The 13,094-nt window shown below is 64.7% G+C and carries 15 protein-coding genes and 1 pseudogene; 7 read left to right on the top strand and 9 right to left on the bottom strand.

Annotated elements, in window-relative coordinates; all coding sequences use genetic code 11:
* Entirely contained in the window at positions 1 to 2,358 is a 2,358-nt protein-coding gene (locus tag U1738_RS06655) for a putative bifunctional diguanylate cyclase/phosphodiesterase (RefSeq protein ID WP_332788270.1), read from the bottom strand.
* Between the two features lie 197 nt (positions 2,359 to 2,555).
* Positions 2,556 to 4,334, bottom strand: a complete 1,779-nt coding sequence (locus U1738_RS06650) for a fatty acyl-AMP ligase (protein WP_332788269.1) — start codon at positions 4,332 to 4,334, stop codon at positions 2,556 to 2,558.
* Positions 4,335 to 4,442: 108 nt separating this feature from the next.
* Here U1738_RS06650 and U1738_RS06645 point away from each other — a divergent pair, with 108 nt between their 5' ends.
* From U1738_RS06645 to U1738_RS06635, 3 genes are all read left to right on the top strand, one after another.
* Entirely contained in the window at positions 4,443 to 5,006 is a 564-nt protein-coding gene (locus tag U1738_RS06645; RefSeq protein WP_332788268.1) for a regulatory protein RecX, read from the top strand.
* Positions 5,007 to 5,073: 67 nt separating this feature from the next.
* Positions 5,074 to 5,658 carry a cold-shock protein gene (locus U1738_RS06640; protein WP_443026988.1) on the top strand — a complete coding sequence of 195 codons (585 nt, stop codon included), beginning with the start codon at positions 5,074 to 5,076 and terminating at the stop codon, positions 5,656 to 5,658.
* Between the two features lie 18 nt (positions 5,659 to 5,676).
* A complete protein-coding gene (locus U1738_RS06635; RefSeq protein WP_332788267.1) occupies positions 5,677 to 6,195 on the top strand; it encodes a DUF192 domain-containing protein in 519 nt (172 codons plus the stop codon).
* Positions 6,196 to 6,314: 119 nt separating this feature from the next.
* Here the strand turns inward: U1738_RS06635 and U1738_RS06630 are convergent, their stop codons facing one another.
* Positions 6,315 to 6,494, bottom strand: a complete 180-nt coding sequence (locus U1738_RS06630; RefSeq protein WP_332788266.1) for a type II toxin-antitoxin system ParD family antitoxin — start codon at positions 6,492 to 6,494, stop codon at positions 6,315 to 6,317.
* A 28-nt stretch (positions 6,495 to 6,522) separates the two neighbouring features.
* Positions 6,523 to 6,657 carry a hypothetical protein gene (locus U1738_RS06625; RefSeq protein ID WP_332788265.1) on the bottom strand — a complete coding sequence of 45 codons (135 nt, stop codon included), beginning with the start codon at positions 6,655 to 6,657 and terminating at the stop codon, positions 6,523 to 6,525.
* Between the two features lie 159 nt (positions 6,658 to 6,816).
* Here U1738_RS06625 and U1738_RS06620 point away from each other — a divergent pair, with 159 nt between their 5' ends.
* Complete coding sequence (locus U1738_RS06620) at positions 6,817 to 7,656, top strand: DUF535 family protein (protein WP_332788264.1); 840 nt, start codon at positions 6,817 to 6,819, stop codon at positions 7,654 to 7,656.
* A 21-nt stretch (positions 7,657 to 7,677) separates the two neighbouring features.
* Here U1738_RS06620 and U1738_RS06615 read toward each other — a convergent pair whose 3' ends face one another.
* Positions 7,678 to 8,433, bottom strand: coding sequence for an SAM-dependent methyltransferase (locus U1738_RS06615; RefSeq protein ID WP_332788263.1), 756 nt, complete (start codon positions 8,431 to 8,433; stop codon positions 7,678 to 7,680).
* A gap of 120 nt (positions 8,434 to 8,553) precedes the next feature.
* Here U1738_RS06615 and U1738_RS06610 point away from each other — a divergent pair, with 120 nt between their 5' ends.
* A complete protein-coding gene (locus U1738_RS06610; protein WP_332788262.1) occupies positions 8,554 to 8,946 on the top strand; it encodes an NADH:ubiquinone oxidoreductase subunit NDUFA12 in 393 nt (130 codons plus the stop codon).
* A gap of 212 nt (positions 8,947 to 9,158) precedes the next feature.
* Positions 9,159 to 9,392, top strand: a pseudogene (locus U1738_RS06605) (DUF2155 domain-containing protein); the annotation flags it as partial.
* Positions 9,393 to 9,427: 35 nt separating this feature from the next.
* On the opposite strand, the gene aat reads toward U1738_RS06605, so the two are convergent.
* The 3 genes from aat to U1738_RS06590 all read right to left on the bottom strand — a co-directional run bounded on the left by aat (position 9,428) and on the right by U1738_RS06590 (position 11,419).
* Positions 9,428 to 10,201 carry a leucyl/phenylalanyl-tRNA--protein transferase gene (aat, locus tag U1738_RS06600; protein WP_332788261.1) on the bottom strand — a complete coding sequence of 258 codons (774 nt, stop codon included), beginning with the start codon at positions 10,199 to 10,201 and terminating at the stop codon, positions 9,428 to 9,430.
* Positions 10,198 to 10,911, bottom strand: a complete 714-nt coding sequence (locus U1738_RS06595) for a ParA family protein (RefSeq protein ID WP_332788260.1) — start codon at positions 10,909 to 10,911, stop codon at positions 10,198 to 10,200. Before U1738_RS06595 ends, aat begins: the two co-directional genes overlap by 4 nt.
* 118 nt (positions 10,912 to 11,029) lie before the next feature.
* The gene (locus tag U1738_RS06590) at positions 11,030 to 11,419 is read right to left on the bottom strand and encodes a hypothetical protein (protein WP_332788259.1); all 390 of its coding nucleotides are present in this window, start codon (positions 11,417 to 11,419) and stop codon (positions 11,030 to 11,032) included.
* Between the two features lie 212 nt (positions 11,420 to 11,631).
* Between U1738_RS06590 and U1738_RS06585 the strand changes: the two genes are divergently transcribed.
* Positions 11,632 to 12,045, top strand: coding sequence for an acyl-CoA thioesterase (locus U1738_RS06585; protein ID WP_332788258.1), 414 nt, complete (start codon positions 11,632 to 11,634; stop codon positions 12,043 to 12,045).
* A 21-nt stretch (positions 12,046 to 12,066) separates the two neighbouring features.
* On the opposite strand, the gene U1738_RS06580 is transcribed toward U1738_RS06585, so the two are convergent.
* Positions 12,067 to 12,996: a helix-turn-helix domain-containing protein gene (locus tag U1738_RS06580; RefSeq protein WP_332788257.1), complete on the bottom strand. Its 930-nt coding sequence runs from the start codon at positions 12,994 to 12,996 to the stop codon at positions 12,067 to 12,069.
* Positions 12,997 to 13,094 lie beyond the last annotated feature (98 nt).

The raw sequence follows: 13,094 nt of genomic DNA, 5'->3' as shown, positions 1-13,094 counted from the left end.
TCAGGCCGCGGCCGCTGAGTCGTAGCCGCGATTGGCGAGGGCGCGGGCTTCCTCGACCGGGAGGGGGCGGCCGAAATAATAGCCCTGGACCTTGGTGCAGCCGAGGTCCTGGACCATGCGGTGTTCGGCCTCGGTTTCGACGCCCTCCGCCGTGGTCGCCATGTCAAGGCTCTGCGCCAGCGCGACGACGGCGCGGATGATCGCGATCGCCTCGCGCACGCCCTTCGATGCCTGGGTGACGAAGCTGCGGTCGATCTTGATCGAGGAGAAGCGCGTGCGGCTGAGATAGCCGAGCGAGGAATAGCCGGTGCCGAAATCGTCGAGGCTGAGGCGCACGCCGAGATCGAGGATCTTCTCCAGCACCTGCGTGGCGCAGGTGCCTTCCTTCATGAACACGCTTTCGGTCACTTCGAGTTCGAGCCGCTCGGCGGGCAGGCCGCTGTTCGCGAGCGCCGAGGCGACGATCGTGACGAAGGCGGGGTTGTGCAGCTGTTCGGGCGAGACGTTGACCGCGACGCGCACCGGATTGGTCCAGCGCGCGGCTTCGTCGCAGGCGGTGCGCAGGACCCATTCGCCGATCGGCGCGATCATGCGCGCATCCTCGGCGAGCGGGATGAACTTGACGGGGGAGATGGTGCCGAGCTGCGGGTGCGTCCAGCGGAGCAACGCCTCGAACCCGGTCAGCCCGCCGGTGTCGGCGGCGACGACCGGCTGATAATTGAGGTGCATCTCGCCGTTCTTCAGCGCCTGACGCAAGGCCATTTCGAGGACGCGGCGTTCCTCCGCCGCGACGTGAAGCTGAGGTTCGTAGGAATGATAGGTGCCGCCGCCGGCATCCTTCGACCGGTACAATGCGAGATCGGCCGAGCGGATCAGCATCTCCGCCGTGCGCCCGTCGCGTGGGCCGGTGGCGATGCCGATGCTGGCACCGATGAACAGGGTGTGGGCATCGAGTTCGTAGGGGCGGGACAGGGTTTCGATGATCGCGCGGGCGAGCTTTTCGACGCGGGCGGAATCGCTGGCGTCGCGCACCACGACGGCGAATTCGTCGCCGCCGAGGCGGCCGATCATCTCGTTATCCGTGATGAGCTGACCGAGCCGTTCGGACACGCGGCCGAGCAGTCGGTCGCCGATCGGGTGGCCGAGCGTGTCATTGATCGCCTTGAAGCGATCGAGATCGATCATCATGAAGGCGCAGCGACTGCCCCATTTGTCGGCCTCGGCCATGGCGCGGCCGAGCGTTTCGTGGATCAACAGGCGGTTGGGCAGGCCGGTGAGCGTATCGAAGCGCGCCATCTTGTTGATCTTGTCGGCCGAAGCGCGCTGTTCGGTGACGTCGGAGCCGACGCCGCGAAAGCCGATGAACGCGCCGCGTTCGTCGTAGCGGGGGGAGGCGGCGATTTCCCACCAGCGTTCCTCGCCCCGGACGGTGATCGGGAGAAGCAGATCGCGGAACGCCTCGCGCGCCTTCAGTTTCTCGGCGAGCGTGCGCAAGGCCGGGGTGAAATTGCCCTCTTCCCACGTCGCTCCCGCCAATAGTTGCAGGAACGGCATGCCGTTGATGGTGATCGGATCCAGCCCAACCGAAAAGGCGAAGCGTGGGGAGGCGCGGGCGATGCGGCGCTGGGCGTCGGTTTCCCACAACCAGTCGGCACCGGTTTCCTCGAATTCGCGCAGCAACATGCTGACGGTCTCGTCGCGTTCGGCGAGTGCGATCTCTCCGGCGCGGATCAGCACCAGCGCGCGACCCCGCGCGAAGCAGCCGACCATGAGCAGGGTGGAGAAGAACAGGGTGGCGGCGGCGAACAAGGGGCCATCGACCGACCAGAGCATCGCGGCGATCGAGAGGCCAAGGATGCCGAGGAAGCTGATCGTCGCGAGCGGGAGCGCGGCCATGGCGATGGCGGAGGAGGCCATGAGGATCGACAGCACGATCCACAGGCCCAATGCGGCGGTGGCATTGATCCTGAGCGCGAACGCGAGCGGCGGGACGGACCAGATGATCGCGAGCGCGATGCCGTCGAACACCGTGGCGCGCACGTCGCGCAGCGAAGCGCTGTTCTCGATGCGGTGGCGCGAGGACAGTCGGCGGAAGGCGACGGTGGCCGCGACGGCGGCGGTGAGCGCACCCCAGGTGGCGAGCTGCCAGAGCGGCACGAGCGGCGCGAGGATCAGCGTGACGATCGCCGCGCCGAAGACGTTGGCGGCGAGCAGGAACAGAGCAAGCTGGCGGCCGGAATTGAGCTGCGCGGCGCGAATCGGTCCCCAATCCGTCGAGTCCGCCGGATCGTAAAGGCCGAGAAGCGCGCGCGCATCGATACGAGGCGCGGCGAACTGGGGGGCGGACTTGGTGTTCACGGCGCGAGGGTAGGGCGCGGTTGGTTAGAATATCGTTAGAGGTTTGAGGTGCGGGGGAAATATTTACTGGGCGGGGCCTTCTCTTACTCCCCTCCCTGGAAGGGAGGGGGCGGGGGTGGGTCGCTCTCGGGGAGCGCCATCCCAGCCCCATATCGACCCACCCCCACCCCCCCTTCCAGGGAGGGGAGCAGGAGGAATCAGGCCGCCAGATCGTAGGGTTTGATGTCGCCGCTGAGGTACAAATTGCGGGCTTTCGCGCGGCTCAGCTTGCCGGACGACGTGCGCGGCAGGGTGCGCGGGGGGATGAGTTCGATCACGCAGTTCATACCGGTGACCGAGCGGACGCGCTCGCGGATTTCCTCGCGCAGGCGGACGCGTTCGGCGTCGTCGCTGCTGCGGCACTGGACCAGAACGGCGGGGGTTTCCTCGCCGCCCGGCGTGGTGATGGCGAATGCGGCGATGTCGCCGGCCTTGAAGCCGGGCAATTGCTCGACCGCCCATTCGATGTCCTGCGGCCAATGGTTGCGGCCGTTGACGATGATCATGTCCTTGGCGCGGCCGACGATGTAAATGTAGCCGTCCGACAGATAGCCCATGTCGCCGGTGTCGAGCCAGACGCTTCCGTCGGCATCGGGGGCCATGCAGGCGGCGGTGGCGGCGTCGTCGCGGAAATAGCCGACCATCAGCGACGGTCCGGTGCACCAGACCTTGCCGATCGCGCGTTCCGGCAGCGGCGTGCCGTCTTCCTCGCGAATCTCGATCTTCATGTCGCGCGCGGCCTTGCCGCAATTGACGATGGCGCGGAACCGCTGCGGGCGACCCTGACCGGCAGCGACGCCGGACAATTGCGTTTCCTCGACGAGTTCGACGCGGATGCCTTCACCTGGCGGCATGATCGACACGGCGAGCGTGGCTTCGGCGAGGCCGTAGCTCGGCAGGAAGGCGCTTGCCTTGAAACCGGCATCGGCGAAGGCATCGACGAAGCTCTGCATCACGTCCGGACGGATCATGTCGGCACCGTTGCCGGCGACGCGCCAGCGCGACAGATCGAAGCGGTCGCCGGCCTTGATCTGGGTCGAGATGCGGCGCGCGCAGATGTCGTAGCCGAAGGTCGGCGAATAGCTGAGCGTCGTGCCGGTATTGCGGCTGATGAGATCGAGCCAGGCGAGCGGACGGCGGGCAAAATCCTCGGTCTTCAGATAATCGGTCGAGACCTGATTGGCGACCGGCGACAGGAAGCAGCCGACCAGCCCCATGTCGTGATACCAGGGTAGCCAGGACACGCAGCGATCGCTGTCGACGACTTCCATGCCGTGGCTGTGTGCGGCGAGATTGTTGAGAAGGGCGTGGTGCGTGATCGCGACGCCGTGCGGGAAGCGCGTGGAGCCGCTGGAATATTGCAGGTACGCGACGTCTTCGCTGCGCGCCTTGGGCAGGGTGGCGTCGGGCGCGGGGCGCTTGGCGAATTCGGACCAGTCGATGCCCTCGACCCCGGCGATGCGCGCGGATTCGCCGGCCATTTCGGCGAGTTCGGGCGGATAGACGAGCATCGTGGGATCGCAGCTCGACAGCTGGACGCGGAGTTGTTCGATATAAGAATCGCGGCCGCCGAAGGAGGTGGGCAGCGGCAGCGGCACCGGCCAGGCCCCGGCATAGATCACGCCGAAGAACAAAGCGGCGAATTCAGCGCCCGTCTCGGCGACCAGTGCGATGCGGTCCTGCGGCGTGACACCGGCGGCGATCAGGCGGCGGGCCATGAGCAACGCATCGTCGCGCATCTCGGTGAAGGGATACGGGCGGACGAGCGTTCCGCGGGCATCGTGGAAATTCAGGCCGCGCGATCCGGTTGCGGCGTAATCCAGCGCATCGCCCAGCGTTTCGAAATCGGCGAAGCGGCGCGGCAACGAATCTTCGGTCGGCGTGGGCATGATCGCCACCGCCGCCTGATTGTCCTTCTGCAACACATGCATCGTCATCTTCGAGAGCCCTAGGTGGCGGCCAAAGGTGCCGCTCTTGTGGAGGCGTATTGGATTAACCAGCCCAAGCGTTCAAAATCCGTTCCGACTGTGGCACAATGATGGCACATGGCCAGCCCCACCGTCACGAGAGATACGAGAGAACAACGTAGACGGACGCCGAAGCCGCTGGATCACGCCGCGCTGGATCGCCTGGCGCTGCGCTATGTCGAGCGTTTCGCGACGACGCGCGGGCGGCTGGTGGACTATCTGAAGCGCAAGATTCGCGAGCGTGGCTGGGAGGGCGACGCGGCGGACCCGGCGGCGCTGGCCGAGAAATTCGCCGAGCTCGGCTATATCGACGATCGCGCCTTCGGCGAGGCGCGGGCATCGGCGATGGCGCGGCGCGGGCTGGGCCAGCGCCGTGTGGCTGGAGCGCTGCGTCAGGCCGGGATCGGCGAAGAGGATGCCGAGGCGCTGGCACCGGCGATCGAGGACCGTGCCGTCAGCGCCGCGCTCACCTATGCGCGCAAGAAGCGGATCGGGCCGTATGCGCTGACCGAGGCCGACCGGCCGGTACGCGAAAAGCAAATCGGCGCGATGATCCGCGCGGGCCATGATTTCTCGCTCGCGCGGCGCATCGCAGGCATGGCACCGGGCGAAGAATTCGATGTCGGTATAGGATTTGTATAGGAAAGGGCCATAATCAGGTGTTTCGCCGAAGCGCGAGCGTGCTAAGGGGGAATGGGGGACGTAACGCATGCGTATCGAAACGCCGCCGGGTGATTACGGCCGGCCTGATTCAGTAACCGACCAGCCGGCCGCGGACGACGAGGCCGATGGCATGGTTTATGCCGGCACGCTCAAATGGTTCGATGTGACGCGCGGCTTCGGGTTCCTGGTGGGCGACGATCCGCAGGTCGGCGATATCCTGATCCACTTTTCGGTACTGCAGCCGCACGGCCGGCGTAGCCTGCCGGAGGGCGCGCGGGTGCAATGCCATGCCACCAAAAGAGAGCGCGGGTTGCAGGCGACCGAGATCGTCGCGATCGACCTGACCGATGCGGTGGACCCGCCGCAGCGGGCGCGCGGGAGTGACCGGATCGACCCCGCCGCACTGATCGATCGCGCCGGACCGTTCGAAGACGTAACCGTCAAATGGTTCAACCGGCTGAAGGGCTATGGTTTTCTCGTGCGTGAAAGCGATTCGGCGGATATATTCGTCCACATGGAAACGCTGCGCCGCGCTGGCGTGATCGAGGTCGAGCCGGACCAGCGCCTGCGGGCCCGGATCGTCGAAGGACAAAAAGGTCCTTTGGCGGTCGACGTGGAAGCCGGGGACTAGGTCGAAAAAGGATAGCTGATGATCGGTACGACAAAAGGCGTGCTGGCCGCCGTGCTGCTGCTGGGAGCGGGCGCCGGCGGCATCGCGGTCGCGACCGGCGGTTTTCCGGGGCTGGGCGACACGGCCAAGACCAAGGCGGCCGAACCCCAATCGGGCAAGATCGCGCTGACGGTGAAGAGCGCCAACGGCGTGCACGCCTTCAAGGTGGAGGTCGCCAGGACGCCGGCCGAGCAGGAAAAGGGCCTGATGTTCCGCACCAACATCCCCAAGACCGAGGGGATGATCTTCACGCCCTATCCGGCCGAAGGCGGCCCGCCGCGCGACGCGAACTTCTGGATGAAGAATACGCCGAGTTCGCTCGACATCATCTTCATCCGCGCCGACGGCACGATCGCGCGCATCGCCGAGAATGCCGTGCCGTTCTCCGAAGCCCCGATCCCCTCGGGCGAGCCGGTGGCGGCGGTGCTGGAGATCAACGGCGGCCTTGCGGGCGAACTGGGCATCGCCGAGGGTGATAGGGTCAGCTGGGGCAAGTGAGGTGATGCGGGGCTAGCGTGCTTGCGTTGCGTGCGTGCGCCGATGCCCTCGTCTCGCTGCGATCATCGGTAGCGGGCACTTTCGATGACTACACCTCAAGATCGCGATGAATTTTGGGGTTAGGCCGATAGCCGGCCATGCTGCGCGGCCTTGCGATGCTTGAATGCCGTGAAGTCGAATTTTTCCGGTTCGCCACTCTCTTCGCCATCGATCAATTCCCGACGAATGTTGTCGATCTCGAGCTTCTGTCGCTCGGTGATGGTAATCGTTTTGCGTGTCTTCGAGATAACCCGCTCCATTCTGCTCTCGTCACACCATTGGTGCAATTCAAGCCCGCTTTATCCCCACTTGCAAGGTCCGCAGAATGCCGGGCGGCCTTTCGCGCTGCCGCTGCGACAAGATGATCAGGCTATAAGCCAAGATCAACTGCGACATCGCGCGAAGCAGGTTGGTCTCAGTCATCAAGACAGACCCCGGTCGCAACCACATCATTTGCAATGATCATTAAAATCGATCTAAATCGGCGAGGGTCGATGCGAATCAACGATAAATTTACGGGCGCGTCGTAGCTGTAGACGGTGACATCCGAGCTTTGAATTTTCGTGTTCGGGAAACTTACGGATGGGCGTCGACAAACTTGCCGGGCGGATGTTGCCTGACTGGCGCAGGCGATCCGCTTTGGGCGTCATCGAAAATCGCGTGCCCGATCTGTGGCTGATGGCAGCGCGTCCCCTGATCAGCAGCAATTGGAGTCTGGCGAAGCGTCTGTTGCACATCCGGAAGCATTTCGCCATCATCAGGCAGGCAAGTTTGCCGCTTCTTCTCGAACCAAATCAATATCTTGATCTATTCTCGTTCCAACTTGGCGAACATTCGTGCCGGGTCATGCTGGATCAGCCGTCCTGGTTGCTGCGCGATGGGCTGCTCACGATCAGCCTGTGGGTGGGGATCGATCGGATCTTCTCGATGTCGTTCTGCTTTTCGGATCGTGTGGGCGAGCGCGTCGTCTATGTCGGTGGAATTCAGGGGCGTCGGCATGCGACGTCGCTCGATCTGAACCGGACGCTGACCAAGGCCGCTTATGGTTTGCGGCCTCGCGATCTGATGTTCGAACTGTTCCGCGTGTTTTCCGAGAATATGGGGGCGAGGCGGATCCTGTGCGTGTCGAACGCGACCCGGTGCAACACGACGCATCTGGAAAGGACCGCGTCGGATGCGAGCGCTCCGCTGTTGAATTATGACGAGGTCTGGCGCGATCGTGGTGGCGTTCCGGGCCTCGAAGGTTTCTTCCGGATACCGATCGCGCGTCGCATTCGGAGCGAGGCGGAGATCCCGGCGCGAAAGCGCAGCCTGTATGCGAAGCGCTACCGCTTCATCGAGCAATTGCAGCCGGCGATGGCCGCCGCCTTGTCCTCGCCGTTGCAGGTGAAGACGCACGAACCGGATCCCCGCGCGCGATAGAATGGCTTCAGGCGCGGATTTTCAAACGGGCTTCAGGACGACGTGATAATGTTCCTGCGCAACGATCTCCCAGCCGGCGTCCGTCCAATCCTGCAGATATTGCGGGTTCACATAGACGACGCGCATCGGCCGCGGATTGGCCTGCCATGACGCGCGTGCATTGCGGGCGACCAGCCGCATGACCGACGAATCGAAGGGGTGGAAGAGGTAGAAGATGGTCGGTTCCGGCGGCAGATCGACCGTCGTGGCATCGTCGCAGAAGACTTCGATCCGCGTGGCGCGGTCGTCCTGCGATGTCAGCCGTGCCACGTTGGCCTGCGCGATCTCGTACAATTCACGGGCGAATTCGATGCCCACGATCCGGGCGAAGCCGAAATCGAGCGCCAGGATCAGCGCACGGCCCTTGCCCGAGCCGAGATCGATGAAGGTGGTGCCGGGAATCGGAATATCGACCGACCCCAGAGCGGCGGCGAATTCCGCCGGGTCGGACGCGATATGGCTCGTGCCGAAGCGCGAATTGCCGGATGCGATGGTCAGATCGTGGAGCCGCTGGATCCCGCCGGTATCGAGACCGAGCTGATCGTCGAATTTGCTGTCGACGTCCGCCTTGTAGGCCAGATAGCGTTTATAGTCTTCCGACGGAAAGCCGATCGCCGTGCGCAGTTTCCGCACGACCTTGCCGAAGAATTCGCCGGGCCCGTTGCTGAGCAATACGCTGAGGCTGCGGCTGATTTGTTTGAAAATTCTCTGCAAGACGATGCGGACCCCCGATTCCATCCAAGCTAGCCAAGATTTCCGTTCGGGCAACCGCGATTATGCGTGACCGCAAAGCGGTTCGCCACGCATCCGATTTGACGAATTGCCAGACGCCCCGTGGAGCGGCTATTGCGCTTGGCCATGGGCATAAATCTCAACCCCTTCACCTGGTGGAACGGCGCCACCATCGGCACCTGGTTCGGACTGCGCGGCAAGGCGCGGGTCGGCGAGGATGCGTTGGGCAACGTCTATTATCAGGGCGGCAGTGACACCGCCGGCAACCCGCGCCGCTGGGTGATCTATAACGGTGCCAACGATGCGAGCCGCGTCGCGCCGGAATGGTTCAGCTGGTTGCACCATCAGGTCGACGATCTGCCCGACCGGGCGCTGCCGGCGGCGCGCATCTGGGAGAAGCCGGCCGAGCCGAACCTGACCGGCACGATGCTGGCGTATCGCCCGGCGGGTGCGCTCGAAAAGGGCGGCAAGCGCGCCGCCGCCACCGGCGATTACGAAGCCTGGACGCCGGAGGCGTGAACCTGCGCCGCTGGCTGGGTGTGACGGCGCTGGTCGCCGGCCTCGGCGCGGGCGGTTGGTTCGGATACGAGCAGTGGCAGCAGCATAACACGGCGGCTCCGGTTGCGGACAAGGCCCCGATCAGGACTGCGCTGGACGAGGAGCCGGTGCAGACCGACATCACCACCGTGGACGTATCGGGCGGGGCGGACCCCTCGTTCGGGGCGACCCCGATGCGCGAGCGGATCGCGGTGCTGGGGGTGCTCAACAAGCGCAACGGCGTATCGCGCGATGTCACGCTGAAGCCCGGCGGCGCGGTGCGCGTCGGCGATGTCGTGGTGCGGTTGCGGGCGTGCGAGCGGACGGCACCGTGGGAGCAGCAGCCCTATACCGGTGCGTTCGTGCAGTTGGATGTGCAGGGCAACGACCGCAAGTTCCGCCGCGTGTTTTCCGGCTGGCTATACAAGGAACGGCCGGGCCTGAACGTGGTGCTGCACCCGATCTACGACGTGTGGGTCAAGAGTTGCGCGATGACCTTCCCCGAAGGCGGGCCAAATTCGGTGAGCGGCGGCGGCGGATCGGCGAACGGCACGGCCGCGCCGGAATCGAGCGCGAAGAAATCGCCGGCCGATCCGGGCGAGACGGGCGAGGAAACGCCGACCACCCCGGCGATCGCGGCGGACAGCAACGCGACGTAACGCTCGCGCGGGATTTCCACCGCGCCGAGCGAGGCGAGGTGGTCCGTCATGAACTGACAATCGAGCAGGGTGAAACCGCCGACGCGGAGGCGCGCAGCGAGCCAGGCGATCGCGATCTTCGAGGTATCGCGGGCGCGGCTGACCATCGATTCGCCGAAAAAGGCGCGGCCGAGCGCGAGGCCGTAAAGGCCGCCGACCAGATCGACGCCGTCCCACACTTCGATCGAATGCGCGAAGCCCTGGGCGTGGAGATCGAGAAAGGCGCGTTCGATCTGGCCGTTGATCCACGTATCCGGGCGATCCTCGGCCGATTCGGCGCACAGGCGGATGATCTGCGCGAAGGCGGTGTCGGCAGTGACGCGGTAACGATCCTGTGCCAGCGTCTTGCGCAAGGATTTCGAGAGGTGGAAGGCGTCGAGCGGAAGGATCGCGCGCTCCTTCGGCTCGACCCAATAAACGCTGTCGGCATCGCGCGCGTCCGCCATCGGGAACACGCCAACGGCATAGGCACCAAGGACGAGGCGCGGATCGAGCGGGACGACATCATCGAACGCCGCTTCCGGCGGCGTGCGGGTCATTTGGCGAGGCGCTTTTCGATCCGCATCCACAATTGCGCGAAGGCCTGCCCGCTTGGCGATTTCGCGGCGAAGCTGCCGACGGGCGCGCGGCGCACGGTCATCGATTCGATCACGCTCGCCATGGGCACGACCGGCCAATCGGGGTGGCGGGCCAGCGCTTCGGCATGTAATTTGCGGCGGCGATCGACCATGGAATGGACCGGCAACACCTCCGCCTTGTTGCCGAGATGTTTGATCACCTCGGCATAGGCGCGTTCGGAGAGCGGCGAGGGGATTACCGGCACCACGATCAGATCGGCGGCACGCATCACTTGGTCGCTCGTGTCGGTCAGCCCCGGCGGGCAATCGAGCAGGATGCGATCGTAGGATTTGCGCAGCCCCGACAACAATTTGGCGAGGCGTTTCTTCTTGTCGAGTTCGTGGAACAGAAGGTCGAGCCCGCGCAACGACGCATCGGCGGGGAGCAGATCGAGCCGTGGGATGGCGGTGTTGTGGATCAGCTTTTCGGGTTCGACGTCCTTGGAGAAAACCGCCTGCGCCGCCTCCTTCACCTTGCGGTCGCCTAGCAGATAGCTGGACGCAGCCTGCGGATCGAGGTCCCACAGCAAGGTTCGCCGCGACGACAGGGTCGCAGCGGACCATGCGAGATTGACCGCCAGCGTGGTTTTCCCGACGCCGCCCTTGAGACTGTAGATCGCAATCGTCGCCATAACCGTATCGTGGCGCAGTCAGGGTACGGGCGCAAGGCGGCGGCGCGCTACTCGAGGCAACAAAAAGGCCGGCGGATCGCTCCGCCGGCCGATGATGTCGTATCTGAGCGCCAGGCGTTTACGCCTTGCAGGTCAGCTTGCCCTTGCCCGGCAGAGTGAGCGTCGCGCCCTTTGGCGTGCCGGTGAGTTCGTAGCCGCCATCGGCCTTGAACGCCTGGCCCGCTTCGGCGGCGACCAGCTTGGTGGCGGTGCCGGTCTTCTCGGTCTTGACCAGTGCCTGCTTGTCGCCATCGAAGAAGGTGACGAAGGCGAGGCTGTTGCCGGGGTTGCAGCGGAACGTGACGTCCGCCTTGATCGACGGCGGCAGTTCGACCGGTGCGCGCTTGGCGATTTCCGCGCGCTGGGGATCGGGAGCCACCGAGGTGACCACTTCCGGGCCCTTTTTGTTGTCACAAGCCGTGAGCGCGAGGAGCGAGACGGCGACGAGGCTGGGGAGGATGATCTTCATAGCGTGGGCTGCTTTGCGCACGCGAAAGAATTCGTCAAGTATGTAGTCGGCCCGGGGGGTTCCGAATGGCGCAGTGCAACAAAATCGTCATTTCGTTGCGCGGGCGTGTCGAGCGGCTGACGGAGGGTCGATTTCTCGTGCGACGGCCGTGACAGGATGAAAATGCGACGCGCTGCCCGGGAAATTCATCGCCGGGAAGGGTTTGTCCTGCTATGGTCGTATCCGTGAGCCAGGCCATTCCACATAGCTTCCCGATCGGGATCGACCCCGCCGACATCGACTTCATGGGTCATGTCAACAATGCCTCGTACCTGAAATGGGTGCAGGACGCGGTGGTCAGCCACTGGCAGCGCTTCGCGCCAGCCGAGGCGATCGCGGCGAACCTGTGGGTCGCGCTGAAGCACGAGATCACGTATCGCAAGCCGACCTTTCTCGACGACGAAGTGATCGCCACCGTGTTGCTGGAAAAGGTGCAGGGCGCACGCGCCTTCTACCAGACGATCATCAAGCGCGGCGAAGAGGTGCTGGCCGAGGTGCAATCGAGCTGGTGTTGCGTCGATGCGGTGACTCATCGCCCGGCGCGGATCGCGCAGAGCGTGGCGGACCTGTTCTTCCACAAGGATTGAGCGTCGGGCCGGAACGGGTGTTCAGGCGTCCGGCGACACGCCGTCGAGCGAGGGTGTCGATGCACCCAGTACCAACCGCCGCGCCCGCAACGCCGCATCGAGATATGGCTTGTCGAGCGCGATGAAGCGCCGCGGCGTCATGCCGAGGAAGCGTTTGCCATCGCGGATGAAGTGTGACGCGTCGTGATAGGCCGGCGACAACAAGGCGTAATCCGAGCGATCGGGCCGCTTCATCATCGACAGTAAAGAGCCGAGGAAACGGGCGCGCATCATCAGCGTCTTGGGCGGAAAGCCGAAATAGCGGTTCGACAGGCGGCGCAAGGTCGACAGGCCGATGCCGATCGCGGCGGCGGCCGTCGCCAGATCGCGCGTGTTGTGATCGACGATCAGCGCCATGACCTGCGCGATCTGCGGCTCGTCCGGATGCGGCACGGCCATATGCTTCAGGAAAAATCCGTCGAGCAGATCCTTGACCTGGAGCGAGCGATCCGAATCGCGGATCAGGGTGACGAGTTCCTCGACCCATGCGGTGGGCAGCACCTGTTCGAGTGGCGTGACGCGATCACGCAACAGATCGGCCCGATCCGAAAACAGCCGCGCCCAGCCGAGCGGACTGACATCGATTGCGATCGAAACGCCGCCATGCGCCGTCACCGGCATCGCCCGACTGGTGACGCCATAGAGGATCGCGGTGGGCAAGGGATCGTAGCGACGATTACCGATCGCGACGCTGATCGGCCCATCGGTGATGACGATCCAGATCTGCGCCCAACCCGGCAGCATCCATTCCGACGTGCCGTTCGGATCGATCGCCTCGGAATCGAGCACGGCATAGCTGGTGAGATGATCGCGTAGCGCCGGGGCGGGGCGTTCGTAGCGCAGGGCGGTGTGCGGCGGCAGGCCGAAATCGGCAGCCGAAATGCCGGGCGTGTGCGTGCCGCTTTCGATCATGCGCAGATGGTTTTGGGGAAGGGCGATGGACGACGGGGTGAACGCAACGCAAGCAACTCCGGTGTAGCGATGATGCGGAATTGCCCAAGTTCGGGGCA

It is taken from the genome of Parasphingomonas caseinilytica, from assembly GCF_036663755.1.
Taxonomy (GTDB): Bacteria; Pseudomonadota; Alphaproteobacteria; order Sphingomonadales; family Sphingomonadaceae; genus Sphingomonas.
The sequence above is the reverse complement of the archived record's forward strand: the minus strand, read 5'-3'. Positions and strand labels throughout refer to the sequence as shown.

Coding starts and splice junctions, on each gene's coding strand:
- U1738_RS06590 (WP_332788259.1), bottom strand. CDS start 11,419: ATGAAGATCATCCTCCCCAGCCTCGTCGCCGTCTCGCTCCTCGCGCTC.
- U1738_RS06625 (WP_332788265.1), bottom strand. CDS start 6,657: ATGACTGAGACCAACCTGCTTCGCGCGATGTCGCAGTTGATCTTGGCT.
- U1738_RS06610 (WP_332788262.1), top strand. CDS start 8,554: ATGGGCATAAATCTCAACCCCTTCACCTGGTGGAACGGCGCCACCATC.
- U1738_RS06580 (WP_332788257.1), bottom strand. CDS start 12,996: ATGATCGAAAGCGGCACGCACACGCCCGGCATTTCGGCTGCCGATTTC.
- U1738_RS06620 (WP_332788264.1), top strand. CDS start 6,817: ATGGGCGTCGACAAACTTGCCGGGCGGATGTTGCCTGACTGGCGCAGG.
- U1738_RS06640 (WP_443026988.1), top strand. CDS start 5,074: ATGCGTATCGAAACGCCGCCGGGTGATTACGGCCGGCCTGATTCAGTA.
- U1738_RS06650 (WP_332788269.1), bottom strand. CDS start 4,334: ATGACGATGCATGTGTTGCAGAAGGACAATCAGGCGGCGGTGGCGATC.
- U1738_RS06635 (WP_332788267.1), top strand. CDS start 5,677: ATGATCGGTACGACAAAAGGCGTGCTGGCCGCCGTGCTGCTGCTGGGA.
- U1738_RS06630 (WP_332788266.1), bottom strand. CDS start 6,494: ATGGAGCGGGTTATCTCGAAGACACGCAAAACGATTACCATCACCGAG.
- U1738_RS06595 (WP_332788260.1), bottom strand. CDS start 10,911: ATGGCGACGATTGCGATCTACAGTCTCAAGGGCGGCGTCGGGAAAACC.
- aat (WP_332788261.1), bottom strand. CDS start 10,201: ATGACCCGCACGCCGCCGGAAGCGGCGTTCGATGATGTCGTCCCGCTC.
- U1738_RS06585 (WP_332788258.1), top strand. CDS start 11,632: ATGGTCGTATCCGTGAGCCAGGCCATTCCACATAGCTTCCCGATCGGG.
- U1738_RS06645 (WP_332788268.1), top strand. CDS start 4,443: ATGGCCAGCCCCACCGTCACGAGAGATACGAGAGAACAACGTAGACGG.
- U1738_RS06615 (WP_332788263.1), bottom strand. CDS start 8,433: ATGGAATCGGGGGTCCGCATCGTCTTGCAGAGAATTTTCAAACAAATC.